Source organism: Mycobacteroides immunogenum, assembly GCF_001605725.1.
Classification (GTDB): Bacteria; Actinomycetota; Actinomycetes; order Mycobacteriales; family Mycobacteriaceae; genus Mycobacterium; species Mycobacterium immunogenum.
The window spans coordinates 1,018,038-1,039,955 of record NZ_CP011530.1 but is presented as its reverse complement, the minus strand read 5'-3'; the positions used below and the strand labels follow the sequence as shown (position 1 = coordinate 1,039,955).

Sequence of the window (21,918 nt, the reverse complement as noted above, 5' to 3'; positions counted from 1 at the left end):
AGCAGCGAGCTCCATGATCGGCGTGCAGCGCCGCAATCTCATCTTCATCGCTGTCCTACTCGGCATGCTGCTCGCCGCACTCGACGGCACCATCGTCGCCACCGCCCTGCCCACCGTTGTCGCCGACCTCGGCGACGCCGGACATCAGTCGTGGGTGGTCACCAGCTATCTGCTGGCATCCACCGTGGCAACCGCGGTGATGGGCAAGTTCGGTGATCTGTTCGGACGGCGAACCGTCTTCATCACCTGCATCGTCATCTTCGCGGCCGGCTCGCTGCTCTGCGGTATGGCCGGTTCCATGGCGCTGCTGGTGGGCGCGCGCGCCATCCAGGGTCTCGGGTCCGGTGGCCTGATGGTGACAGCGACCGCCCTCATCGGCGAGATCATCCCCATGCGTGAGCGCGGCCGGTATCAAGGCATCCTCGGCGCGGTCTTCGGGGTGACCACGGTGATCGGTCCGCTCCTGGGTGGGTTGTTCACCGATCACCTCGGGTGGCGCTGGGCGTTCTACATCAACCTGCCCATCTCCGTTGTGGTGATCATGGTGGCGGCGGGAGCAATCCCGGCGCTGGCCAAGGCGACGCGCCCGGTCATCGACTATTGGGGCATCGTCCTCATCGCAGTGGGCGCCTCGGCGCTGACCTTGGCCACCAGCTGGGGCGGCACCACCTATCCGTGGTCCTCACCCGTGATCATCGGCCTGTTCGTCAGCTCGGTGGCCGCGATCGGCGTCTTCGTCTGGGTCGAATCCCGGGTGCCCGAACCGATTCTGCCGCCGCGCCTGTTCCGCGATCCGGTTTTCACCATTTGTTGTGTGCTGAGCTTCGTCGTCGGTTTCGCAATGCTCGGTGTGATGACCTACCTGCCGACCTTCATGCAGTTCGTCAACGGTGTCTCGGCCACGGTCTCGGGCTTGCGCACCCTGCCCATGGTGGCGGGCATGCTCATCACCTCCACCGGAACCGGCACCCTGGTGGGCCGCACGGGCAAGTACAAGCGCTACCCCGTCGCGGGCACCGCCATCATGGCCATCGCCCTGGTGCTGCTCTCCCGGATGGACGACTCGACACCGTTCGTGGTGCAGTCGCTGTACCTGTTCGTCCTGGGCGTGGGTATCGGTGCGTCCATGCAGGTACTCACGCTCATCGTGCAGAACACCGCGCGCTTCGACGATCTCGGCGTCGCCACATCGGGCGTGACCTTCTTCCGCACCATCGGCAGCTCGTTCGGTGCCGCGATATTCGGCTCGCTGTTCTCCAATTTTCTTGCGCGCGAAATTGTCTCGGTGAAGGTACCGCCCGAGGCCACCCAATCGCCGCAGGCACTGCACGCATTACCGCACGAGGCCGCGGCACCCGTCATCCACGCCTACGCAGACTCGCTGGATTTGGTATTCCTGTGCGCGGCACCGGTTGCCGCGGTCGGATTTGTACTCGCGCTCTTCCTCAAGGAAGTTCCCCTGCGCGGCGCCGACGCGAGCCTTGCCGTGGATATGGGTGAGGGCTTCGGCATGCCCAATTCCGTATCGCCGGACAAGCTCCTGGAGATCGCGATCAGCAATGCGATGCGTGGCTTCCCGCACGTGGGCCTGCATAAGCTGCGCGAGCACGCCGGTGTCACGATGCCCATCGCACCGTTATGGGCCCTGGTACAGGCCAACCGTTTTCTGCGGGCCACAGGCTCAGCCGAGGTGTCACGCATCGCGCGCTGGTACCGAATACCACCGGAGATCCTCGACCCGGCGTTCAACGAACTCGTCGCGGACGGCCATGCCCTGCGCACCGGCGATCACGTCTGGCTCACCGACAGCGGCCGCCAGGAAGTCGACAAGATCAGCGAGGCAATCAACCAGTACCTGATCGAACGGCTCTCCCGGACACCAGATTTCGAAGACCGCGCCGACCGGGAGCAGATTCAGGCGGCCCTGGAACGCATTTCACGGCGAATCGTCACCGACACCGATTGGCGCGAGAACCCTATCCCTGCGCTACCCGCGGCGACTGGGACGACAACAGCACCGTGACCAGCGTTTCGATTCCCGGCCGCGGATTGAAGTCCGGTGCCGGGTTGGCAAGTTGCTGGTAAATGATGCCGGTCAGATAGTCCTGGAAGATCTCCGCGTGCAGTTGCGGAGTTGTCGGGTTCACGTTGCGCATTAGCTGTAGCGTGCGGGGAATCTGCGCGTCCCTGCCACGCTGCAACGGCTCCCTCAGCTCGGGATGACTCCAGCCTTCCATCAGAAGCGCCATGTACGCCCGCACCCGGGTGCTCATCACCCCGACGGCCCCATTGGCGTAGGCAGTACCGATGCCCACCAGGTCGGCCACCGTGGTCGGGTTGATCTCGGTGACCAGCGCCCGCCAGAACGCGCGGCGCAGTTTCTCGATCTCGACAATGACGCCCAGGAGCAAAGCATCGCGGGTCCGGAAATGGTTTGAGGTGGTACCACTGGGCACGTTCGCCGCCGCATCCACCGATCGATAGGTGAGACCACTGACACCCAAGGTCCCGGCCACTTCTATCGCGGCCGCGATCACCTCTGCCCGCCGCCCCCTCGGTTGCTCCTCCACCAGCCCGAGGGTAGTCCGAAATAACGGCGATATGTGCACCGACCCTAGGATCGGAGTCATGCGCTTCTCGATCTGGGGACAAACCAATCAATCCTGGGCAGATCTGCTGGATATCGCCCAATACGCCGACGACGGGGACTGGCGCGCCTTCTACGCCGCCGACCATTTCATGTCGCATGACGACACCGCCGCGCAGCGCACCAACTTCCATGAGGCCACCGCCCTCTTCGCGGCGCTTGCCGCAGCCACCTCGCGGATCCGGCTGGCTCCTCTGGTGCTGTCGATGACCTTCCGGCATCCGGCGGTGCTTGCCAACTGGGCGGTCACCGTCGATCACGTGAGCCACGGGCGTTTCACGCTCGGGCTGGGCGCCGGCTGGCAGGAGAACGAGCACCAGCGCTACGGGCTCGAACTCGGTAAGCCCGGGCCGCGCGTAGACCGTTTTTCCGAAGGGCTGCAGGTGATTACCGGGCTGCTCAACGAGCAAGCCACCACCGTGGATGGCGATTACTACCAGCTGGCGGAGGGCATCTGCGAGCCCAAGCCACTGCAACGGCCCTTGCCCATCCTGATCGGCGCGACGCAACCGCGGATGCTCGGTCTCACCGCCCGATACGCGCAGGAATGGAATCAGTGGTCCGCACCCGGTACGTTCCGCGAGGTTTCCGGGCGACTGGACGCCGCCGCGGAAAAGATCGGCCGCGATCCCGCGACGATCTGGCGCTCCACTCAAGCACGCGTGATCGTCACCGATGATCCGGAGTCTGAGAAGCGCGCGGCGGAAACCGCTGCGGCATCACCGATTCCAGTCTTGTACGGCACCGCGGAGCAGATCGCGGAGCAGATGGCCCCGTGGGCACAGGAGGGCGTCGACGAAGTGATCCTTCCGGACCACTTGCTTGGCAACGGGCCAGCGCGCCGAGACGCCTATGACGCCCTGGCCCAAGCCCTTCGGCCGCTCTCCAACGAAACGGGTTAGCCGTTGGGGCTAATTGCCCCAACCGCGCTGGCCGTCCCAGCCACCGCAGACGCCGTTGTAGCAGCCATGGCCCCAGCCACCCTGGCCGGGATTCCAGCCGCCGCACACGCCGTTGTAGCAGCCACCGCCGCCACCTGCGTCACCGCCACCCGAGCCGCCGGGATCGGCAAGAACGACCTGATTGGACGTGGTTGTCGGCACCCCGGCGCTCATCACGGTGGCAGGCGAGGCAGCGATTATGGCCGCGCCAGCACCAGCGGCGAACACCGTTCCGATGATCTTCCGTGTGATTGACATATATCCATATTGCTCCTCAAATGGGAGCCTGCCAACCACCGACACGATTTCGATACCAACCAATCACAAACCGTCGCTTATGTTTTCGCAGGTAGACCGCGAAAAATGGCGATTATGACGCCGCGGCAAAAACCTGAACGAACTTCGACAGCGAAGCATCGATATCGCTGCGCAACGCCGCGGCCACCACGGCACCGATGGGCCCGAACATCGCGGGGCCGCCCAGGTGCAGGTTGAAGTCGACAACCGATCCGGCACCCTTCGGGGAGATCGTCACCCTGAGCTTGACCTTTATCCCGCCCCTGCCTTGTCCGTCCAAGAACAGGCCCGTCGGCGGGTCGTACTTCTGCAGCGTCCACTTGACGCGGTTGTACATGCCCTTCACGCACACGATCGACTCGATGACGGTGCCCTTTTCCAGGGTCTCGGGCAACGCGCTGCGCCACGCCGTGTGAACGCTGAGCCACTCATCGAAGCGCCGCAGATCCGAGGCGTGTGCCCAGGCCTCCTCGGGAGGGAGGGGCACATCGATGGAGGAATTCAGTTTGGCTGCCACGTGGGCAAAGGATACCGGAGCGATACGAACGGCCAGCTAGCAATTACTCGGCGCCGGAAGTCCGGCAAACCTGTCGGCGATCCATTGCACCCCGAGCCGCTCCCCCTCGGGATCCACGTGCCCCTTCCCCGGGGAGACGACCTCCTGAACCGTGTCTCCCAGCGCGCACGCGCGGCGCACCGCCGCATGGATCCACCGTGCGTCGATGAGCCTGTCGGCTCCACCGGCGTAGACGAACATCGGCCCGGATGCCGGGCCCAGTGGCAGCGCGATCCGCTTCAGCGCGGCGGCGAAGATGATGGCGTCTTCCGGATTGGTCCCGTGAAAGTCTTTGGCGCGCAATCTGCCTATGGCAGCGGATCGTGCGGGATCGAGTCCGTTATGACATCCCAGCAATAACGCTTTGTCTCGTGGATTGTCCTGAAAGGAGCCGTGCAGAAAATTCTCGGGACGCAGCTCCGGGACCGTGACCGACAAGCCCGTGAGCAGGGTCGGCATCATCGACAGCTGGCTCCAGTCGTACCGCCCGTCGCCCACATGGGTCGCCATCTCGGTCAGATCTGCGGCGGGCGACAGGTTGGCCGCGCCGACAAACTCCAGCTCGGACGCGTAGCCACCCGCGAGCTCGGCGGCGGCCCACGTTGCCTGGCCACCCTGGGACGCCCCGATCGCCGCCCATTTCGTCGAGGACCCGGGAATCAGCGATACCGCGGCACGGGCCGCGTCGATGACATTGAATCCTTCTGACCTGGGCTCCAGATACGGATGCGGGCCCGGCACGCCCAGCCCCTCGTAGTCCGTGATCGCGACCACCCAGCCACGCTTGGTGAGGTTGCGCACCAGCCAGATGTAGCCCCGCAGGTCAGGAGCCCGGGACACCGCGCACTCGTCGTCCAGACCCGTGGTCCCATGACCTACCGAGACGACGGGCCAACCCGCTTGCGGCGGTTCGCCTTTCGGCGAAAAAACGACACCCGTCACCTCGGTGGGCGTCCCTGTCGCACCCGACGTCGACATGTAACGGATCAGATGACCGTCGGCGATGGCGTCCAGATCTGGCGCCAACGACAACGGCGCGTCGGACAGCACCTCACCCGGCGGCGGCGAAGGAGGCTGAGGTGCAACGCTTTCCGCCTCCACCCGCGCGCAGGCCGCCGCCGTGACCAATACCAGCGCCGCAAGGAGCGGCGCCAGTCGGTTACTGAGCGTCGCCGTCCTTGGGGGATTGCGAGCCTTCAGCTGGGTTGACCTTCTCTACCGCGCTCTTGGCAGCGTCCTGCACCTTGTCGACCACCGCGGAGTACTTGCCACCGGTCTTGGAGTCGATCACATCGCCGACCTTGTCGACGGCCTCGTTCACCTTGTCTTTATTGCCCGCCAACAGGCTCTTCAGCTTGTCGATGAGGCCCTTGAAATCAGCCATGAGCTTGCTCTCCTTCGTCTGGGACGGCGCAACTGTAATACGACTTGGCGGCGTATGTTGGGTCGAGTGACGGACCCAGTGAAAATCACGCTGACCGGGGCTCCAGAGACGATGCTGGCCACCCTCTACGGCCGGGCACTGGACGCCGCGTCCCCGAATTCGGTTCTGCATGACCACTACGCCGCCGACGCCGTCGCCCGCATCGACTACGACTTCTCCAAGACCAAGATCAAGGGCACCCAGGCGGTCGGGGTGGCGTTGCGCGCCCGCCAACTCGATGACTGGACCGCCGAGTTCCTCACCGCACACCGCGAGGCGACCGTGCTGCATCTGGCCTGTGGCCTGGACACGCGCGTCTTCAGGATCAACCCGCCCGAATCAGTGCGCTGGGTCGATGTCGACTATCCCGACGTGATCGCGCTGCGTCGCGCGCTGTTACCCGGCCGCGGCGGCGACTACCGCATGATCGAAAGTTCGGTCACCGACAGCGCATGGCTGGAAGCCATCCCGGCCGACCGCCCGACGCTCGCGGTGTTCGAGGGCCTGACGATGTACCTGACCGAGCCCGAGGGGCAGTCCCTGATCCGGCGCATCACCGGCCGATTCCCCAGCGGTCAGCTGGCTTTCGACTGCTACGGCAGCATCGGGATCAAACTGCAGAAACTGGTGCCGGCGGTGCGCAACGCGGGCGCCACCCTGCATTGGGGTATCGACGACCCCGGCCAGATCGAAGCACTGCACCCCGGTCTGCGCTGCCGCAACGACCTGCGTAGCACCGATGTGGCGGGCGAGGAACATCTGCCCCTGTCGGGACGCATCCAGATGAAGGTCATCTCACACATCCCTGCCCTGCGCGATATCGGCAGGATCATGCGGTTCAGCTTCTAGAAATCAGTCGTCCCCGGTGGCCCAGAAATGACGGGGCTGGCCGGACCACTTGCCCTGCAACCACCACACCGCCTCGATCACCCCGGCCGCCGCGATACCGATGGCCAGCGCCGGCCCGGTGACCGCCAGATTGCTGGGGTCGAGCATAAAGGCCTTTCGCGCCAACGGAATCGCGAAGATCGCCACATAGCCCAGACCCGAGAGCGCCACCAACACCACCCGCCACCACTGGTACGGACGGGCCACCACCGCGAGCACCCACACGGCCGCCACCAGCTCGGTGATCAGCGCGGCGGTGGAGGCCTGCGTGCTGTTCCCGGAGACATGGAGGATCTGTCGCGCCACCAGGTACGACAGGAATGTCGCGATGCCCACCGTCAGGCCCGACGGGATCGCCGAGAGCATCACCCGGCGTACGAACCCCGTCTGAGCGCGCTCATTGTTGGGCGCCAGCGACAGGATGAACGCCGGAATACCGATGGTGAACCACGCGGCGATGGTGACGTGAATCGGCTGGAACGGAAACGGCACCGCACCGTAGTGGAAGATCCTGGAACCCAGCCCCGCGAGCCCCACCGTCAGCGCCAGCAGCACCGAGTACACCGTCTTGGTAAGGAACAGGTTGGAGACCCGCTCGATGTTGCCGATCACCCGCCGACCCTCGGCGACCACATACGGCAGCGTGGCGAACTTGTTGTCCAACAAGACAATCTGTGCCACCGCGCGGGAGGCCGAGCTGCCCGCCCCCATCGCGACGCCGATATCGGCGTCCTTGAGCGCCAGCACGTCGTTGACGCCGTCACCCGTCATCGCGACGGTGTGGCCATGCGACTGCAGTGCCTTGACCATCGCCCGCTTCTGGTCGGGGCGGACCCGGCCGAAAGTGGTCGCGTCGGCCAGCGTCGCGGCCAGCTTGTCGGTATCGGCCGGCAGCGTGCGCGCATCCACGGCGGCGCCGGAGAGTCCCAGCGTCTGAGCCACCGCGCTCACCGACACCGCATTGTCGCCCGAGATCACTTTGATGGAGACATGTTGAGAGGCAAAGTAATCCAGCGTCTCGCGGGCGTCCGGGCGGATCTTCTGCTCCAGCACCACCAGTGCGCGCGGCGTCACCGCACCGGGGGCGCGCGCGTCATCGACGGATAGCTCCGCCGAGGCGAGCAAGAGCACCCGCAGACCGCGCGAACCGATCTCCTCGGCGGTAGTAGCGATGGGATCGGCCGGGTCCAGAAGGACATCCGGCGCACCGATCACCCAGTTTCCATGCTCCCCGTACGAGGCGCCGCTCCATTTCTTGGCCGAAGAGAACGGCGCGATAGCCGTGGTCGTCCAGCCCGGCGGGCTGTCATAGGCCTCGGCGATGGCCGCGATACTCGCATTGGGCCGCGGGTCGTCGGCCGCCAGCTGAGCCAGCACCGCCAGTGCGTCCTCATCAGATCCGTCATCCGGGAAACGCACCTCGGACAGCCGCATCCCATTCTCGGTGAGGGTCCCGGTCTTGTCGGCGCACACGGTGTCGACCCGGGCCAGCCCCTCGATGGCGGGCAGCTCTTGCACCAGGCACTGGCGCCTGCCGAGCCGAATCACCCCGACCGCAAAGGCGATTGACATCATCAGCACCAGCCCCTCGGGCACCATCGGGACCAGCGCGCCCACCATGCGCAGCACCGATTCCTGCCAGCTGTCGCCGGTGGTGAACAGCTGGGTGTAAATGATCAGCGCGCCCGCGGGCAGCAGCAGGTAGGTGATGAACTGCAGAATCTTGTTGATGCCGTTGCGCAGTTCGGAATGCACCAGGGTGAACTTGGAGGCCTCCTCGGCAAGCTTGGCCGCATACGCCTCCCGCCCCACCTTGGTCGCGCGGTACGCGCCGCTGCCGGCCACCACGAAGCTGCCCGAGAGCACCTGGGCGCCAACGGTCTTGTCGATGGCGTCGGCCTCGCCCGTGAGCAGCGACTCATCGATCTCGAGCGCGGCCTCCTCGACGACCTCACCGTCCACCACGATCTGGTCACCGGGACCGAGCTCAATGATGTCGTCAAGCACGACCTCATTGGGCGCCAGCGCCGTTGCGGCACCGTCGCGCCGCACCACGGGCCGGGTCTGACCGACGATGGCGAGCTTGTCGAGTGTCTGCTTGGCGCGCAGCTCCTGAATGATGCCCACGGCGCTGTTGGCGATGATCAGCAGCCCGAACGCGCCGTTGATGACGGAGCCGGTGGACAGCACGATGACGAGCAGCACCCCGAGGATGGCGTTGATCCGGGTGAAGACGTTGGCTCGCACGATGTCCGACACGCTGCGCGCCGCACGCGACGGAACGTCGTTGGTCTTCCCCTGCGCTACCCGCTCCGCGACCTCGGCAGCGGTCAGGCCGCTGATGGTCAGTCCCTCGATCGTTGCCACCCCTGCACACTAGCGACCCGTGGCCGTCCGGCACGGCCACCGAGGGCCGACGCCGCACGATTATTTGGCCAGTTCGTCACGCCACGTTCTTGTCCGGCGCGGGTAATGTCAGTTGGTATGACATCGAATGAACTCCCGGATTGGGACGCCACCTACCAAGGCAAGAGCGAGGTCTTCCAGGGCGAACCGCCATGGAATATCGGCGAACCCCAGCCCGAACTCGCCGCGCTGATCGACGCCGGCAAGTTCCACGGCACGGTTCTCGACGTCGGCTGCGGACATGCCGAAACTTCGCTGCGGCTGGCGGCGCTCGGCCACACCACGGTCGGGCTCGACCTGTCCCCCACCGCCATCGAGGCCGCCCGCGCGGCGGCAGCCGACCGCGGCCTGGCCAATGCCACCTTCGAGGTCGCGGACATCACCAACTTCTCGGGCTATGACGGGCGCTTCAACACCATCGTGGACAGCACGCTGTTCCACTCCATTCCCGTGGAAGCACGCGAGGCCTACCTACAGTCGATCTCACGTGCGGCGGCCCCGGATGCGTCGTACTACGTGCTGGTCTTCGCCGTGGGCGCCTTCCCCCCGGGCATCGGCCCCAACGCTGTTACCGAAGACGAACTGCGCGCGGCGGTCGAGCCCTACTGGGTGATCGACGAGCTGAGCCCCGCCTTCATCCACTCCAACATTCCTGAGGTGATACCGGGCGCGAACTTCGACATGCCCCTGTTCCACAAGGACGAGAAGGGCCGCAACAAGCAGCCCGCGTTCCTGCTCCAAGCGCACAAGGGCAACAAGAGCTAAGAAAGACGCCACCAGCCGTCGGGTGCGGCGGGCTGCCGAGCATCGGTCCGCTGCCCTGGCTTGGGCGTCACCACCGTGACCCCCTGTTCGCCAGCTGCGGTAAGCACCCTCTCGATGGGTTCGGCCCAGGGGTGCAGCGCCAAATTGAACGTGCCCCAATGGATGGGCAACAAGGGAGCCGTCGGTGTCGCAAGGTCCAGGTGCGTCTGGACTGCCTCTTCCGGATTCATGTGAATATCGGCCCACGACGTGTTGTAGGCGCCGACCGGCAGCAAGGTGAGATCGAACGGGCCGTAGGTATCACCAATCACTTTGAACGCCTTGGTGTATCCGGTGTCGCCGCCGAAGAAGACCTTGTGGCGGGGGCCGGTGAAGGCCCAGGACGCCCACAGGGTGGTGTTGCGCGTGATCGACCTACCGGAAAAGTGGCGGGCCTGTGTGCAGGTCAGGGTCAGCTTTCCGAGCTGATGACTCTGATCCCAGTCGAGCTCGACGACCCGCGCCGGTGAGACGCCCCAGCCGCGCAGGTGCGCCCCCACGCCCAGCGGCACCACGAACACCGCGTTCTGGCTCCGGGTCAGGGCGATGATCGAATCCATATCCAGGTGGTCGTAGTGGTCATGGCTGATCACCACCGCGTCCAGCGCGGGCAGTGCCGCCAGCTCCACGGGCACCGGGTGCTGCCGGTGCGGGCCGACGACCCGCGAAGGCGAGCATCTATCGCTCCACACCGGATCGGTGAGCACGCGGTAGCCATCAATCTCGACCAGCACACTGGAATGCCCAAACCAGGTGGCCGCCAAATCGGCAGGCGGGCCGGACAGTTCCGGCAGCGCCAGCGGCACATCACCTTTCGGAGAGCCCGCGCTGCGGCGGGTGAGCACATCCCACACCACCGTGCCGGCCTCGGCATCGGGAGAGAACTGCCGCGCCGGTTCGGCGTTGTGGAAGGTGCCGCCCCGGTACTGCGGGGATCCCTCGGCGACCTCGGCGATGCGCTCCTTGCTGGCACCCAGCGTCTGCGGAACGTCGCGCAGGGCGCGCCCGATCCACGTCGACGCGATCGCCGCGCCGGCACCAACCCAGAGCGCCCGCACGCTCAGGCTCCCTGGAAGTTGGGCGGACGCTTCTGGATTCGCGCGACCTGGGCCTCGATGATGTCCTGACTGCCCCAGGCCTTGTCGAACAGCTCCTTATGCTCGGGCCACTGGTCTTCGAAGGCTCCGTCATCGTTGAGCACACGCTTTGCGTGCTTGAGCGCCAGCGGCGCGAATCCGGCGAGTTCGGCGGCCCAGGCCTGCGCGTCCGCAAGCTCGCCGATGCGGTTAGCCATTCCGGTCTGGAACGCGGTCTGCGCGTCGAGCGGTTCGGCGGCCAGCAGCATGGCACGCGCGCGCCCGTACCCGACCAGCGAGGAGAGCCGCCGAATGCTCCAGTTATCCAGGGCGATACCGTATTTGGCGACCGGGAACTGGAAGCGTGCGGTCTCGGAAACCACCCGCAGATCCGCGACCATCGCGAGCATGACGCCGGCACCGATGGCGGGCCCGTTGACGGCGGCGATCACCGGAACGTCTGCGGCATCGACGCTCTTGATCGAGTGCTGCCAGGCATCGGCGAACTTATCGGGATCAGGAGCGCCGCTGGACAGGTCGGCACCGGCGCAGAACGAGGTGCCCTGTCCGGTGATGACGATGGCACGCGCTGTTTCCGCGGCCTTCCTGACCTCCTCGGCGAAGGCGAGCGCAAGCTCATAGGTCACCGCGTTACGCCGTTCGGGGCGCTGCAGCTCAATGGTGGTGACGGGACCGTCGCTAGTTACACCGATCATGGCAACCACCCTAATATGACGACCATGACTACCGTCGCCGTGATTGGTGGCGGGCAGGCCGGGATCGCGGCGGGGTACTTCCTCCGGCGCCGCGGACTCGAGCCGCTGCCCCGGCGACGCCCCGCCGATGACGCACCCGGGCACGGTTTCGTCATCCTGGATCACGCGCCCAGCCCGGGCGGTGCCTGGCAGTTCCGCTGGCCGACGCTGACGCTCGACAACACCAATCGCATCTATCAGCTGCCCGGGATGCCCTTCGACGAGACAGGAACCATCAGGGCCTCCACGGCGATGCCCCGATACTTCGGCGAGTACGAGCACCGCTATGACCTTGACGTCCGCCGGCCCGTACACGTGCGGGCGGTGCGGCCGGCACCGGATGGGTTCACGGTGGAAACCTCCGCAGGCGCGTTCGGTGTCGACGGACTCATCAACGCGACGGGGACCTGGGACAAACCGTTCGTGCCCTTCGTGCCGGGCGCGGGCACTTTCCGGGGACGTCAGCTACACACGCGCGACTACCAGCGCCCGGAGGAGTTCGCGGGTCAGCATGTACTCGTGGTGGGCGGCGGGATCTCGGCCGTGCAACTGCTCATGGAAATCTCCGGGATCGCCTCCGCCACCACCTCCTGGGTCACCCGGCGCGAGCCGGTGTTCGTCACCGATCTCACCGTCGACCGGCTGCGGGCCGCGGTGGCGGGTGTCGATGAACGATCGCGGCGCGGCGAACCACAGCGATCCGTGGTCTCGGCAACGGGACTGCCGTGGACCGCGCAGACCGCCGACGCGTCGCGGCGCGGGATCCTGGCCCGGCGCCCCATGTTCAGCCGCATCACCCCCACCGGGGTCGCCTGGCCCGACGGCAGCTCGCTGGATGTCGACGTGATCCTGTGGTGCACCGGGTTTCGGCACGCGCTGGATCACCTGGCACCACTGCACCTGCGCAACGGCCGGGGCGGCATCACGATGACCGGCCGGCTACTCACCCAGGTCGCCGGTCAACCCGCCATCCATCTGCTGGGTTACGGCTCATCGGCCAGCACCATCGGGGCCAACCGGGCATCCCGGGCCGCCGTCGTCGAGCTGCTGGACTATTTAGAAGGCGGTGCTTCCTGAGGGTTAGAAGGCGGTGCTTCCTGAGGGCTGCAGCACGAAGCCGTGCTTCTGATCGCCCGTCGTCACCTGGCACGCGGTCACGCTGCCCGCGCCGACCGCGCATGTGACGTTGCCGTAGGTGAGCTTCTGCCCGACGTTGAGCTGCGGCGCCTCGGGTTTGGTGCCACAGGACCAGGCACCCTTGCTGATCTCGAAGGCGCCGTCACCCTTCTGCGCGACGGTGCCCATCGGACACGTGCCGATACCCGGGAGGTTGACGCCGCCCAGTCCGGGCACATTCGCGCTCGCACCACCGATACCGGGCACGTTCGGGGCGTTCGGGGCGTCCCCGGGAATCCCGGGAACCGCGCCATCGCAGCTGAGACGCTGACGCGAGGTGGGCGTCATATTGGGCGACGCACGGAACATGCAACCGATCCCGTCGGGGGTGGAAAAGTGGATCGACCGCACCGAGGAGTTCTCGTTGGTGACGAAGAATCCGTCGGGCGGCACCACGGCGAACCCGCTCAAATCGGGGAACGCGGGATCGGCGTGCGCAACGGTCACACCCCCGGAAAGCAGCCCCACGCCCAGCGCAGCGCAAACGCCAGCAACGTAAGAAACTAGTTTTACAGGTACTGATGTTGACATGCGCAAGCTTTCGGTATGGGACGCCGGATTATCAGCTTTCATGATACTGGCGACTCACGGCACAGCACCGGCGGCGATAGTTCGAACGTTTTACCCATCTCATCGGGCAAGATGGCAGACATGGTTGATGGCCCAGGCTCCCCGCGCGTACTGGTGGTGGACGACGACGCCGACGTGCTCGCCTCGCTGGAACGCGGCCTGCGTCTGTCCGGGTTCGAGGTGAACACCGCCAGCGATGGCGCCGAAGCACTGCGCTGCGCCACCGAGCATCGGCCGGATGCGATCGTGCTCGATATCAACATGCCCGTGCTGGACGGCGTCAGTGTGGTGACCGCGCTGCGGGCCATGGACAACGACGTGCCCGTCTGTGTGCTGTCCGCCCGTACCTCGGTCGATGACAGGGTCGCCGGCCTGGAGGCCGGGGCCGACGATTACCTGACCAAACCCTTCGTACTCGCCGAGCTGGTGGCCCGGGTGAAGGCGCTGCTGCGCCGCCGCGGCGCGGTGGCCACCTCGTCGACAGAGACCATCGCTGTCGGGCCGCTTGAGGTGGAGATCCCCGGCCGCCGCGCCCGCATCAACGGTGTCGAGGTGGACCTCACCAAGCGTGAATTCGACCTGCTGGCGGTGTTGGCGGAACACAAGACCGCGGTGCTGTCTCGCGCCCAGCTCCTAGAGCTGGTGTGGGGCTACGACTTTGCCGCCGACACCAATGTCGTCGACGTGTTCATCGGCTACCTGCGCCGCAAGCTAGAGGCGGGCGGCGCACCCCGTCTGTTACACACCGTGCGCGGTGTCGGGTTCGTGCTGCGTTCGCAGTAACGACGGATGAGCAGCTTGCACGAGAATCAACCAGTCATGGGCCGCCCGAGTAAGCACCGCAGCCAACGGATCACCGATCTGTCCTACCGGTTACTGGAAAAGCCCATGCGAATCTTCTCGCTCCGCACCCTGGTCGCCATCGCCGCGCTGGGAGTGATGGTGCTGGTGGTGACGCTGGGTACCTGGGTGTGGCTAGGCGTCGAAGAAGACCAGTACAGCCAGCTGGATCGGCGGCTGGATTCGGTGTCCAGTCTCGGTGCCGTCTCGGATCTCCTGAAATCCGTGATCAACTCGGACACCAAGCTCAACAGTCCCGACGGTTTGGTGCTCACCGCGCGCGTCGCCGGCCTGGCCAAATCCATTCCGGCCGACACCGAACTTCCGCTGCTGGAGCCCGGGTACGCCAACACCAAGATCAACGGCGTCGAGTACCGCGTCCGGTCATTCGTCGCTCCGGGGAACATTCCCGTCGCGGTCGGTGCGCCGGTCGCGGAGACGCAGCGCCAGATCGACCGCTATCACCTGCGCATCCTGGCAATCTGCGGCGGCGTGCTGATCGGCACCGTGATCGTCGGCTGGGTCATCTCGCTCATCGTGGTGAGCCCATTCCGGCTGTTGGCACAGCAGGCCCGGCTGATCAACGCACAGTCCAACCCCGACGACGTGAACGTTCGTGGTGTGCGCGAGGCGGTCGAGATCTCCGAGGCCGTCGAAGGGATGCTCGAACGCATCAACACCGAGCAGGAAAAGACAAAGGCGGCACTGGAATCCGCGCGTGACTTCGCGGCAGTCGCCTCGCATGAGTTACGCACCCCGCTCACCGCGATGCGCACCAACCTCGAGGTGCTCTCCACCCTCAATCTGAGCGATGACCAACGCGAGGAAATCATCGAGGAGACCATCCGTACCCAAAGCCGGGTAGAGGCAACACTTTCCGCGCTTGAGCGGCTCGCCCAGGGCCAGCTGACCACCGAGGACGACCACGTACCCGTCGACATCACCGAGCTGCTGGACCGGGCCGCCCACGACGCTGACCGCAGCTACCCCAATCTCGAGATCTCGCTGGTGCCGTCGTCCACGATTCTGATGCTGGGGCTGCCCGCGGGGCTACGGCTGGTGATCGACAACGCGATCAAGAACGCGGTGAAACACGGAGGCGCGACCAAGATCCGCCTCTCGGCGACCAGCACGGTGAACGGGGTGGAAATCGCGGTCGACGACAACGGCAGCGGCATTCCCGAGGCCGAACGCGTGCAGGTGTTCGAGCGGTTCTCGCGAGGCTCCACCGCCTCGCATTCGGGCTCCGGCCTGGGCCTGGCGCTGGTCGCCCAGCAGGCCGAACTCCATGGCGGCACAGCCGCTTTGGAGTCGAGCCCGTTGGGAGGCGCACGGCTGGTGCTGCGCCTCCCCGGGCATTGATCCTGGCGAAGCCCTAGCGAGCGCCCAGCAGGTCGATCACGAACACCAGCGTCTTACCCGACAGCTGATGTCCGGCACCGGCCTCACCGTAGGCCTGCGCGGGCGGCACGGTCAGCTGACGACGGCCGCCGACCTTCATACCGGGGATACCGTCCTGCCAGCCCTGGATGAGCGCCTGGAGCGGGAACTCGATGGACTCACCGCGGTTCCACGAGCTGTCGAACTCCTCGCCGCTCTCGAATTCGACACCGACGTAATGCACGTCAACGACCGATCCGGGCGTGGCCTCGGCACCGTCACCGACGGTGATGTCCTTGATGACCAGTTCGGTGGGCGGCGGGCCTGGCTGAAAGTCGATCTCGGGTTTCGTCATGCCAGCAGCGTATCGTCCGGCCGCCGGTGGGCCGCCAGTCTGCTCACCACACGTTCCACCTTCCCGTCCACACCACGGCTTTCCTGGGCGACGGCCGATGACATGGTGGCCGTCAGCCGCACCCGGTCCGCGCGGAACAGGTCATAACTGAATTCGAAGGGCCGGCCGTCGGTGTGACGGGTCACCCGGGTGATGGCCAGCAGCGGTCTGCGATGGGGCACATCGAGCCACTCGGCCTCACGCGGATTGGCGCTCACCACTTCGATCGTCTCGGTCGATGAGTCCGCGATCAGGCCGTACCGCACCTGACACAGCTCGTACAGGGAGCCGCCGAGCGGTTGCTCCAGCAGATCCGGCACCAACTCGGCAGGAAAATACGCGGTGTCGACCGATAACGGCACACCATCGGCGTAGCGAAGCCGCCGTACATCGAAAACCTCTGCCCCCTCCCCAATCTCCAGCGCAGACCGCTCGGCCGCAGTGGCGGGCCGCCGGGAGGTACCGAGCACCCGGGTATCGCTGGTGTGGCCCCCGATGTGCAGCCGGGTGGGCAGACCGACGAGCTCGGCGACGTTGCGCTGTACCACGTCGGCGCGTACGAAGGTGCCGCCGCCGCGGCCGGTCTGCCGCTCCAGGATGCCGGCCCGGCTCAACGGCACCAAGGCGCTGCGCACCGTCGCACGCGACACCGCGAACCGCTCCGCCATCTCACGCTCGGACCCCAAGCGTGAGCCCGGATGCAGGGTGCCCTGGGCGAGCATAGACAGGATCCGCCGCCGCACGTCCTCGGCTACCGGGCCGCCTTCCGACTCCTCCATCTGCTCAGTATCGCCGCAAGCGCACTTACGGGCTGACCGCGTCCGGCGATTCGGGCAACACCTGCCCGCCGTCGACCACGATGGCCTGGCCGGTGATGTACCCGGCCTCATCCGTGGCCAGGAAGGCCGCCAGATGCCCGATGTCGATGGGGCTGCCCAGCATGCCCAGGGGAATCGAGCGCGCCATCCCGCTGATGTATTCCTCACCCATGTCCACCAAGCCTTCAGTGAGAATGTTGCCGGGCAGTATCGCGTTGACGGTCACCCGGCGCGGGGCCAGCTCGATCGCGGCCGTGCGCATGAAGCCCAACTGGGCCGCCTTGGACGCTCCGTAATGCGACCAGCCGGGATATCCGGTGACCGGCCCGGTGATCGACGAGGTGAGGATGACCCGGCCGCGCCCTGACGCGGTGAGCGACTCCAGGCATGCCTGCACCGTGTAGACGGTGCCCTTGACGTTGACGTCCAATACTTCGGAGAGCTGCTCGGCGGTCATGGTGTCCAGCCGTGCCTCAGGGAAGATCCCGGCGTTGGCGCACACCACGTCCAGGCCGCCGAACGCGCCGGCCACGGTCCGCACGGCATCCGTGCACGAGCCCGGATCGGACACATCCAGTTGCACACCGATGACATTGCCCTCCCCCAAGTCATCCAATTCAGTGGCCACCTCCGCTATCTCACGCGAAGATCGTGCCGCCACAGCCACATTGGCACCCGCGCGCGCGAACACCGTGGCGATGCCGCGGCCGATTCCCTTGGTACCCCCGGTCACCAGTACTGATCTGGTGGACAAGTCGAACATCACAACTTCCTCTCTGCCGGCTCAGCCGACTCGACGACCGAAAACTGCCTCCCGCAACCAGGTCTGGTCGGTGAGGTAACGCTGCGCGAGCCGGGCCGTGCGCGCCCCGAACCCGTCACTGACCCTGATCGCCGCATCGGCATCGGCATGTGAGGCGATCCAGGCGGTGAGCATGACCCGCCGCAGCATCACGAAAACCGGGATCATCGCGAGGTGTTCATCGGAGAGACGACACACCCGTCGGTAACCCTCAAGCCAATCCGCGACGGCCACCTCGGCCTCCGGAGTGTCTTCCACCCACGACACCACGGCGCCGAGGTCGGCCATGAACCAGGACCACCCGCAGTCGTCGAAGTCGATGACCGTGATGTCAGAGCCCGGCCGGCCGGGGTCGACCATGAGGTTGGACAACCTCATGTCGGCATGTATCAGACCGAATCGGTCAGGGCCGTAACCGTATTCGGTGATCCGGCCAATGATGTCCCGCACCGCGGCATCGACCGTCGCACGATCCTGGTCGGTCATGCCGGGCGCCTGCCGCCAGTCGCCCCAGCGCGCCCGCGGACCGAACATCGATTCCAAGTCCCACCGAAACCGGGTGAACTCCTGCGGCACGCGCCAGCGCTGGGCGTGGTCATGCATGTGCGCGGTCAGTTGACCGAGCTTTCCGTAGCCGACCACACCGGAGGTTTCTTCGGCCGTACAACCGGGCACGAAACCCATGCCGTCGACGTGCAACGTGACCCCGTCGACCTCGACACCGAGCACATCTGACCCGTCCCGCGCCCGCACGAGTTCCGGTGTGATGACGGGGGTTTCGGTCCGGAGCGCGCGCATCCAGGTCAACTCCGAGCGGATCGCCGGCAACGAGTGGTACCCGGGCCGATGTACCCGCAGCACCATGGGCCGCTCATCGTCCACCAGATAGGTGGCGTTCTCGGAGAGGCTCAACAGTCGCAGCGGCGCATCCGGATCGCGGCCATAACTCGAGAGAGCGGCGTGCGCGAACGCGCTGTGATTCGGCGGTAATCCCGGCATGGGTCTGAGTGTGCACCACGCGAGGCCCTCAAGCGGACCAAATCGGACCATTTAACGTCAACGAACCCTAAACGACCAAGATCGAAACTTTCCCGAAACCCACCGGGGCGAATTCCCTGATTTCCTTTCAACCTGGGCACTAAGCCAGGTATAAATGACCGCGTCGCACCCAAACAGCACCACCGGAGCCGACCAGCAGACTTGGCCGGCCGCGGAGAACCAATCAAAACCAGACCAAATACGGAGAAGGGATCTTCCGTGAGCGACACCATCGACCCACCCACCACCGTCACCGAAGCCGGCAGCATGCAGCGACTCAAACCCAATGCCGTCGGCTTGATCGGGGTCCTGTTCATGGCGGTCGCCACCGCCGCGCCGATCACCGCGATGGTCGGCAATGTGCCGATGGCGGTGGGATTCGGCAACGGCGCCTACGCCCCCGCCGGGTATCTGGTGGCCACCATCGTGCTGACACTCTTCGCCATCGGTTATGCGGCGATGTCCAGGCATATCGTCGCTACCGGCGCGTTCTACGGCTACATATCGCACGGCCTCGGCCGCATCGTCGGGCTGGGCTCAGGATTTCTGATCACCTTGGCCTACATGGTCTTCGAGGCATCCCTGGTAGGAATCTTCTCCTTCTTCGCGAACGATCTGTTTCACACCTTCTTCCACCTGGATGTGCCATGGGTGGTCTTCGCGCTGGTCATGCTGGCCACCAATGCGGTACTCACCTACTTCGACCTCAACCTGGCAGCGCGGGTGCTGGGGGTCTTCCTGGTGACCGAAATTGTCATGCTGTCACTGCTGGCGCTCTCGGTGCTGTTCACGGGCGGCGGGCCACAGGGCTGGTCCTGGGGATCGCTGAATCCACTCAACGGCTTTCACGATCTCAGCGGCGTGGTTCATGGTCCGGCGGGTCCGCTCGCGGTTGCGGGTTCGGCCGGTGTGGGCCTGTTCTTCGCGTTCTGGTCCTGGGTCGGATTCGAATCCAGCGCGATGTATGCCGAGGAATCCAAGAACCCCAAGAAGATCATCCCCATCGCGATAGTGACCTCGGTGGTGGGCGTCGGGCTCTTCTACGTGCTCGTCTCCTGGCTCGCCATCGTGGGTACCGGGCCCGATAATGCCGTTGCGCTGGCTCAGGATTCGGCGACGGCGGGCAACATCTTCTTCGGCCCGGTCCAGAGCCATTTCGGAGTGTGGGCCGTCGATCTGTTCAAGGTGCTGCTGATGACGGGATCGTTCGCCTGCGGCATGGCCTTCCACAACTGCGCCGCACGCTACCTGTACGCGATCGGCCGCGAGAACGTCATTCCGGGCATGCGTAAGACGATCGGCGCTACCCATTCCGCCCATGGCTCTCCGCACGTGGCGGGCTTTGTGCAGACAGTCTTCGCCACGGCGGTGGTGCTGTTTTTCGCAGCCACCGGCCGCGACCCGTACACCGGGTTGTACGGACTGATGGCGCTGCTCGGTACGACCGCGATCTTGATCGTCCAGGCGCTCACCGCTTTCGCGGTGATCTCGTACTTCCACGTGCTGCGCAACCATCCCGAAACCGCACACTGGTTCCGCACTTTGGTCGCACCGCTGCTGGGTGGGCTGGGCATGGTCTACGTGGTCTACCTGCTGGCCAAGCACGCCTCGTTCGCGGCAGGAACCGCCGCCAGTGACTGGATCTTCTCGGCGATTCCGTGGGTGGTCGCCGCCGCCGGATTAGGCGGTGTCGCACTGGCTCTCACCCTGAAATACACCGCTCCCAACCGCTACGACGACCTTGGTAGAACAGTGCTCGAGGAGGCACACGAACGATGAGCTTTTCCAACATCATGGATTCGAACAGTTACGCCGGAGAACTCGACGACCCGGCCACCGAGTCACTCATCACCGCCCGGGAGCGAGTCCTCGGACCGTCCTATCGGCTGTTCTACGAGAGACCCGTGCATCTGGTGCGCGGACAGGGCAGCCATCTGTTCGACGCCGAGGGCAATCGCTATCTGGATGCCTATAACAACGTGGCCAGCGTGGGCCACTGCCACCCGCACGTCGTCGACGCGGTGACCCGGCAGATGTCTACCCTCAACACCCACACCCGGTATCTGCACGAGGGCATTGTCGGCTACTCCGAGCGCCTCCTGGCGACCATGCCCAGCTCCATCGATCAGGTGATGTACGCATGCACCGGTTCCGAGGCCAACGACTTGGCGCTGCGGGTGGCCCAGATGTACACCGGCCATAAGGGAATCATCGTGACCAGCGATGCCTACCACGGCAACACCGAGGCGGTCACGGCGATATCCCCGTCACTCGGCGGGAACTCGCTGGGGCCGCACGTCCGTACCGTACCGGCGCCCGACAGCTACCGAACTCCGCCGGGCCAGCTAGCCGCGCGCTTTGCCTCCGACGTATCGCGGGCCATCGACGAACTCTGCGCCGCGGGTTACGGATTCAGCTGCCTGGTAGTCGACACGATCTTCTCCTCGGACGGAATCTATCCCGACGCCTCCGTGCTGGAACCGACAGCCGAGGTGGTGCGCTCGGCCGGCGGTGTGCTGATCGCCGACGAAGTGCAGCCCGGATTTGGGCGCACCGGTGAAGCCATGTGGGGATTCCTCCGCCACGGCGTGGTGCCCGACCTGGTGACCATGGGAAAGCCGATGGCCAATGGCATTCCGGTTTCGGCGCTGGCGGCCACCTCCGAGGTTCTTACCCCGTTCTCGCTGGATGTGCCGTATTTCAACACCTTCGGGGGCAACCCCGTCTCCATGGCCGCGGCCGCGGCCGTGATGGATGTGATCGAGGACGAGAAGTTGCAGCTGCATGCCGCGGAGGTCGGCGCGATGCTGCGTACCGAGTTGCGGGCCCTTGCCGCCGACCACGTCAGGCTGGGCGATATCCGCGGTACCGGCCTCTACACCGGGGTGGAGGTGGTCGACGACCCCGCCGCCCGCACCCCCGACCGCGCCGGTGCGCTACACATCGTGAACGAGCTGCGTAATCGGCGAGTGCTGATCTCGGTCTGCGGACAAGACGGCAATGTTCTGAAAGTTCGTCCCCCACTGGTTTTCTCGCGGTCAGATGTGGATTGGTTCTGCACCGAGCTCGAGGACGTACTGAAAAACACCGACTGATCGCGCCCAGGC

22 protein-coding genes are annotated in these 21,918 nt (G+C 65.6%); 9 read left to right on the top strand and 13 right to left on the bottom strand.

Annotation, left to right across the window (positions count from 1 at the left end; genetic code table 11):
• The first annotated feature begins 13 nt into the window (after positions 1-13).
• Positions 14-2,023 carry an MDR family MFS transporter gene (locus ABG82_RS05185; RefSeq protein WP_043078855.1) on the top strand — a complete coding sequence of 670 codons (2,010 nt, stop codon included), beginning with the start codon at positions 14-16 and terminating at the stop codon, positions 2,021-2,023.
• Here ABG82_RS05185 and ABG82_RS05180 read toward each other — a convergent pair.
• The gene (locus tag ABG82_RS05180; protein WP_043078856.1) at positions 1,977-2,537 is read right to left on the bottom strand and encodes a TetR/AcrR family transcriptional regulator; all 561 of its coding nucleotides are present in this window, start codon (positions 2,535-2,537) and stop codon (positions 1,977-1,979) included. The genes ABG82_RS05185 and ABG82_RS05180 overlap by 47 nt on opposite strands.
• Before the next feature lie 91 nt (positions 2,538-2,628).
• Between ABG82_RS05180 and ABG82_RS05175 the strand changes: the two genes are divergently transcribed.
• Complete coding sequence (locus tag ABG82_RS05175) at positions 2,629-3,549, top strand: LLM class flavin-dependent oxidoreductase (protein ID WP_043078857.1); 921 nt, start codon at positions 2,629-2,631, stop codon at positions 3,547-3,549.
• A 9-nt stretch (positions 3,550-3,558) separates the two neighbouring features.
• On the opposite strand, the gene ABG82_RS05170 is transcribed toward ABG82_RS05175, so the two are convergent.
• The 4 genes from ABG82_RS05170 to ABG82_RS05155 form a co-directional block, all read right to left on the bottom strand.
• Positions 3,559-3,846 carry a hypothetical protein gene (locus tag ABG82_RS05170; RefSeq protein ID WP_043078858.1) on the bottom strand — a complete coding sequence of 96 codons (288 nt, stop codon included), beginning with the start codon at positions 3,844-3,846 and terminating at the stop codon, positions 3,559-3,561.
• Between the two features lie 112 nt (positions 3,847-3,958).
• Entirely contained in the window at positions 3,959-4,402 is a 444-nt protein-coding gene (locus ABG82_RS05165; RefSeq protein ID WP_043078859.1) for a type II toxin-antitoxin system Rv0910 family toxin, read from the bottom strand.
• 36 nt (positions 4,403-4,438) lie between these two features.
• Positions 4,439-5,575 (bottom strand): lipase family protein, encoded by a 1,137-nt coding sequence (locus ABG82_RS05160; protein WP_043078860.1) that lies wholly within the window; start codon positions 5,573-5,575, stop codon positions 4,439-4,441.
• A gap of 25 nt (positions 5,576-5,600) precedes the next feature.
• Positions 5,601-5,825 carry an antitoxin gene (locus tag ABG82_RS05155; protein ID WP_043078861.1) on the bottom strand — a complete coding sequence of 75 codons (225 nt, stop codon included), beginning with the start codon at positions 5,823-5,825 and terminating at the stop codon, positions 5,601-5,603.
• Between the two features lie 54 nt (positions 5,826-5,879).
• On the opposite strand from ABG82_RS05155, the gene ABG82_RS05150 reads away from it, so the two are divergent.
• Positions 5,880-6,713 carry a class I SAM-dependent methyltransferase gene (locus ABG82_RS05150; RefSeq protein WP_043078862.1) on the top strand — a complete coding sequence of 278 codons (834 nt, stop codon included), beginning with the start codon at positions 5,880-5,882 and terminating at the stop codon, positions 6,711-6,713.
• Positions 6,714-6,716: 3 nt separating this feature from the next.
• Here ABG82_RS05150 and ABG82_RS05145 read toward each other — a convergent pair whose 3' ends face one another.
• Positions 6,717-9,119 (bottom strand): cation-translocating P-type ATPase, encoded by a 2,403-nt coding sequence (locus tag ABG82_RS05145; protein WP_043078863.1) that lies wholly within the window; start codon positions 9,117-9,119, stop codon positions 6,717-6,719.
• A 117-nt stretch (positions 9,120-9,236) separates the two neighbouring features.
• On the opposite strand from ABG82_RS05145, the gene ABG82_RS05140 reads away from it, so the two are divergent.
• Entirely contained in the window at positions 9,237-9,923 is a 687-nt protein-coding gene (locus ABG82_RS05140) for a class I SAM-dependent methyltransferase (protein ID WP_043078864.1), read from the top strand.
• Here the strand turns inward: ABG82_RS05140 and ABG82_RS05135 are convergent.
• Together ABG82_RS05135 and ABG82_RS05130 are read right to left on the bottom strand one after the other, a co-directional pair.
• Positions 9,920-11,020, bottom strand: a complete 1,101-nt coding sequence (locus tag ABG82_RS05135) for an MBL fold metallo-hydrolase (RefSeq protein ID WP_043078865.1) — start codon at positions 11,018-11,020, stop codon at positions 9,920-9,922. The two genes, ABG82_RS05140 and ABG82_RS05135, sit on opposite strands and share 4 nt — an antisense overlap.
• Before the next feature lie 2 nt (positions 11,021-11,022).
• The gene (locus ABG82_RS05130) at positions 11,023-11,754 is read right to left on the bottom strand and encodes an enoyl-CoA hydratase (RefSeq protein ID WP_043078866.1); all 732 of its coding nucleotides are present in this window, start codon (positions 11,752-11,754) and stop codon (positions 11,023-11,025) included.
• Between the two features lie 15 nt (positions 11,755-11,769).
• On the opposite strand from ABG82_RS05130, the gene ABG82_RS05125 reads away from it, so the two are divergent.
• Positions 11,770-12,870, top strand: coding sequence for an NAD(P)-binding domain-containing protein (locus ABG82_RS05125; protein WP_043078867.1), 1,101 nt, complete (start codon positions 11,770-11,772; stop codon positions 12,868-12,870).
• Between the two features lie 3 nt (positions 12,871-12,873).
• On the opposite strand, the gene ABG82_RS05120 is transcribed toward ABG82_RS05125, so the two are convergent.
• Positions 12,874-13,365 carry a hypothetical protein gene (locus ABG82_RS05120; RefSeq protein WP_174544350.1) on the bottom strand — a complete coding sequence of 164 codons (492 nt, stop codon included), beginning with the start codon at positions 13,363-13,365 and terminating at the stop codon, positions 12,874-12,876.
• Between the two features lie 255 nt (positions 13,366-13,620).
• On the opposite strand from ABG82_RS05120, the gene ABG82_RS05115 reads away from it, so the two are divergent.
• Positions 13,621-14,322, top strand: coding sequence for a response regulator transcription factor (locus ABG82_RS05115; protein ID WP_078343550.1), 702 nt, complete (start codon positions 13,621-13,623; stop codon positions 14,320-14,322).
• 105 nt (positions 14,323-14,427) lie between these two features.
• Positions 14,428-15,741, top strand: a complete 1,314-nt coding sequence (locus ABG82_RS05110; RefSeq protein WP_043078916.1) for a sensor histidine kinase — start codon at positions 14,428-14,430, stop codon at positions 15,739-15,741.
• Positions 15,742-15,754: 13 nt separating this feature from the next.
• Here ABG82_RS05110 and ABG82_RS05105 read toward each other — a convergent pair whose 3' ends face one another.
• Genes ABG82_RS05105 through ABG82_RS05090 form a run of 4 tightly spaced genes read right to left on the bottom strand, consistent with a single transcriptional unit; the run spans position 15,755 to position 18,772 of the window.
• Complete coding sequence (locus tag ABG82_RS05105; protein WP_043078869.1) at positions 15,755-16,114, bottom strand: FKBP-type peptidyl-prolyl cis-trans isomerase; 360 nt, start codon at positions 16,112-16,114, stop codon at positions 15,755-15,757.
• Positions 16,111-16,932 carry a GntR family transcriptional regulator gene (locus ABG82_RS05100; protein ID WP_043078870.1) on the bottom strand — a complete coding sequence of 274 codons (822 nt, stop codon included), beginning with the start codon at positions 16,930-16,932 and terminating at the stop codon, positions 16,111-16,113. Before ABG82_RS05100 ends, ABG82_RS05105 begins: the two co-directional genes overlap by 4 nt.
• 25 nt (positions 16,933-16,957) lie before the next feature.
• Positions 16,958-17,734 carry a 3-oxoacyl-ACP reductase FabG gene (fabG, locus tag ABG82_RS05095; protein ID WP_043078917.1) on the bottom strand — a complete coding sequence of 259 codons (777 nt, stop codon included), beginning with the start codon at positions 17,732-17,734 and terminating at the stop codon, positions 16,958-16,960.
• Positions 17,735-17,755: 21 nt separating this feature from the next.
• Complete coding sequence (locus tag ABG82_RS05090) at positions 17,756-18,772, bottom strand: phosphotransferase enzyme family protein (RefSeq protein WP_043078918.1); 1,017 nt, start codon at positions 18,770-18,772, stop codon at positions 17,756-17,758.
• A gap of 258 nt (positions 18,773-19,030) precedes the next feature.
• Here ABG82_RS05090 and ABG82_RS05085 point away from each other — a divergent pair, with 258 nt between their 5' ends.
• Both ABG82_RS05085 and ABG82_RS05080 read left to right on the top strand, forming a co-directional pair.
• Entirely contained in the window at positions 19,031-20,590 is a 1,560-nt protein-coding gene (locus ABG82_RS05085; RefSeq protein ID WP_043078871.1) for an APC family permease, read from the top strand.
• Entirely contained in the window at positions 20,587-21,906 is a 1,320-nt protein-coding gene (locus ABG82_RS05080) for an aspartate aminotransferase family protein (protein ID WP_043078872.1), read from the top strand. The genes ABG82_RS05085 and ABG82_RS05080 overlap by 4 nt, the downstream gene beginning before the upstream one ends.
• Positions 21,907-21,918: the final 12 nt, after the last annotated feature.

Excerpts from the sequence above, each read along its gene's own strand:
- ABG82_RS05170 (WP_043078858.1), bottom strand. The coding sequence starts at position 3,846 with ATGTCAATCACACGGAAGATCATCGGAACGGTGTTCGCCGCTGGTGCT.
- ABG82_RS05185 (WP_043078855.1), top strand. The coding sequence starts at position 14 with ATGATCGGCGTGCAGCGCCGCAATCTCATCTTCATCGCTGTCCTACTC.
- ABG82_RS05080 (WP_043078872.1), top strand. The coding sequence starts at position 20,587 with ATGAGCTTTTCCAACATCATGGATTCGAACAGTTACGCCGGAGAACTC.
- ABG82_RS05150 (WP_043078862.1), top strand. The coding sequence starts at position 5,880 with ATGTTGGGTCGAGTGACGGACCCAGTGAAAATCACGCTGACCGGGGCT.
- ABG82_RS05100 (WP_043078870.1), bottom strand. The coding sequence starts at position 16,932 with ATGGAGGAGTCGGAAGGCGGCCCGGTAGCCGAGGACGTGCGGCGGCGG.
- ABG82_RS05125 (WP_043078867.1), top strand. The coding sequence starts at position 11,770 with ATGACGACCATGACTACCGTCGCCGTGATTGGTGGCGGGCAGGCCGGG.
- fabG (WP_043078917.1), bottom strand. The coding sequence starts at position 17,734 with ATGTTCGACTTGTCCACCAGATCAGTACTGGTGACCGGGGGTACCAAG.
- ABG82_RS05110 (WP_043078916.1), top strand. The coding sequence starts at position 14,428 with ATGCGAATCTTCTCGCTCCGCACCCTGGTCGCCATCGCCGCGCTGGGA.
- ABG82_RS05090 (WP_043078918.1), bottom strand. The coding sequence starts at position 18,772 with ATGCCGGGATTACCGCCGAATCACAGCGCGTTCGCGCACGCCGCTCTC.
- ABG82_RS05155 (WP_043078861.1), bottom strand. The coding sequence starts at position 5,825 with ATGGCTGATTTCAAGGGCCTCATCGACAAGCTGAAGAGCCTGTTGGCG.
- ABG82_RS05115 (WP_078343550.1), top strand. The coding sequence starts at position 13,621 with ATGGTTGATGGCCCAGGCTCCCCGCGCGTACTGGTGGTGGACGACGAC.
- ABG82_RS05130 (WP_043078866.1), bottom strand. The coding sequence starts at position 11,754 with ATGATCGGTGTAACTAGCGACGGTCCCGTCACCACCATTGAGCTGCAG.
- ABG82_RS05175 (WP_043078857.1), top strand. The coding sequence starts at position 2,629 with ATGCGCTTCTCGATCTGGGGACAAACCAATCAATCCTGGGCAGATCTG.
- ABG82_RS05105 (WP_043078869.1), bottom strand. The coding sequence starts at position 16,114 with ATGACGAAACCCGAGATCGACTTTCAGCCAGGCCCGCCGCCCACCGAA.
- ABG82_RS05140 (WP_043078864.1), top strand. The coding sequence starts at position 9,237 with ATGACATCGAATGAACTCCCGGATTGGGACGCCACCTACCAAGGCAAG.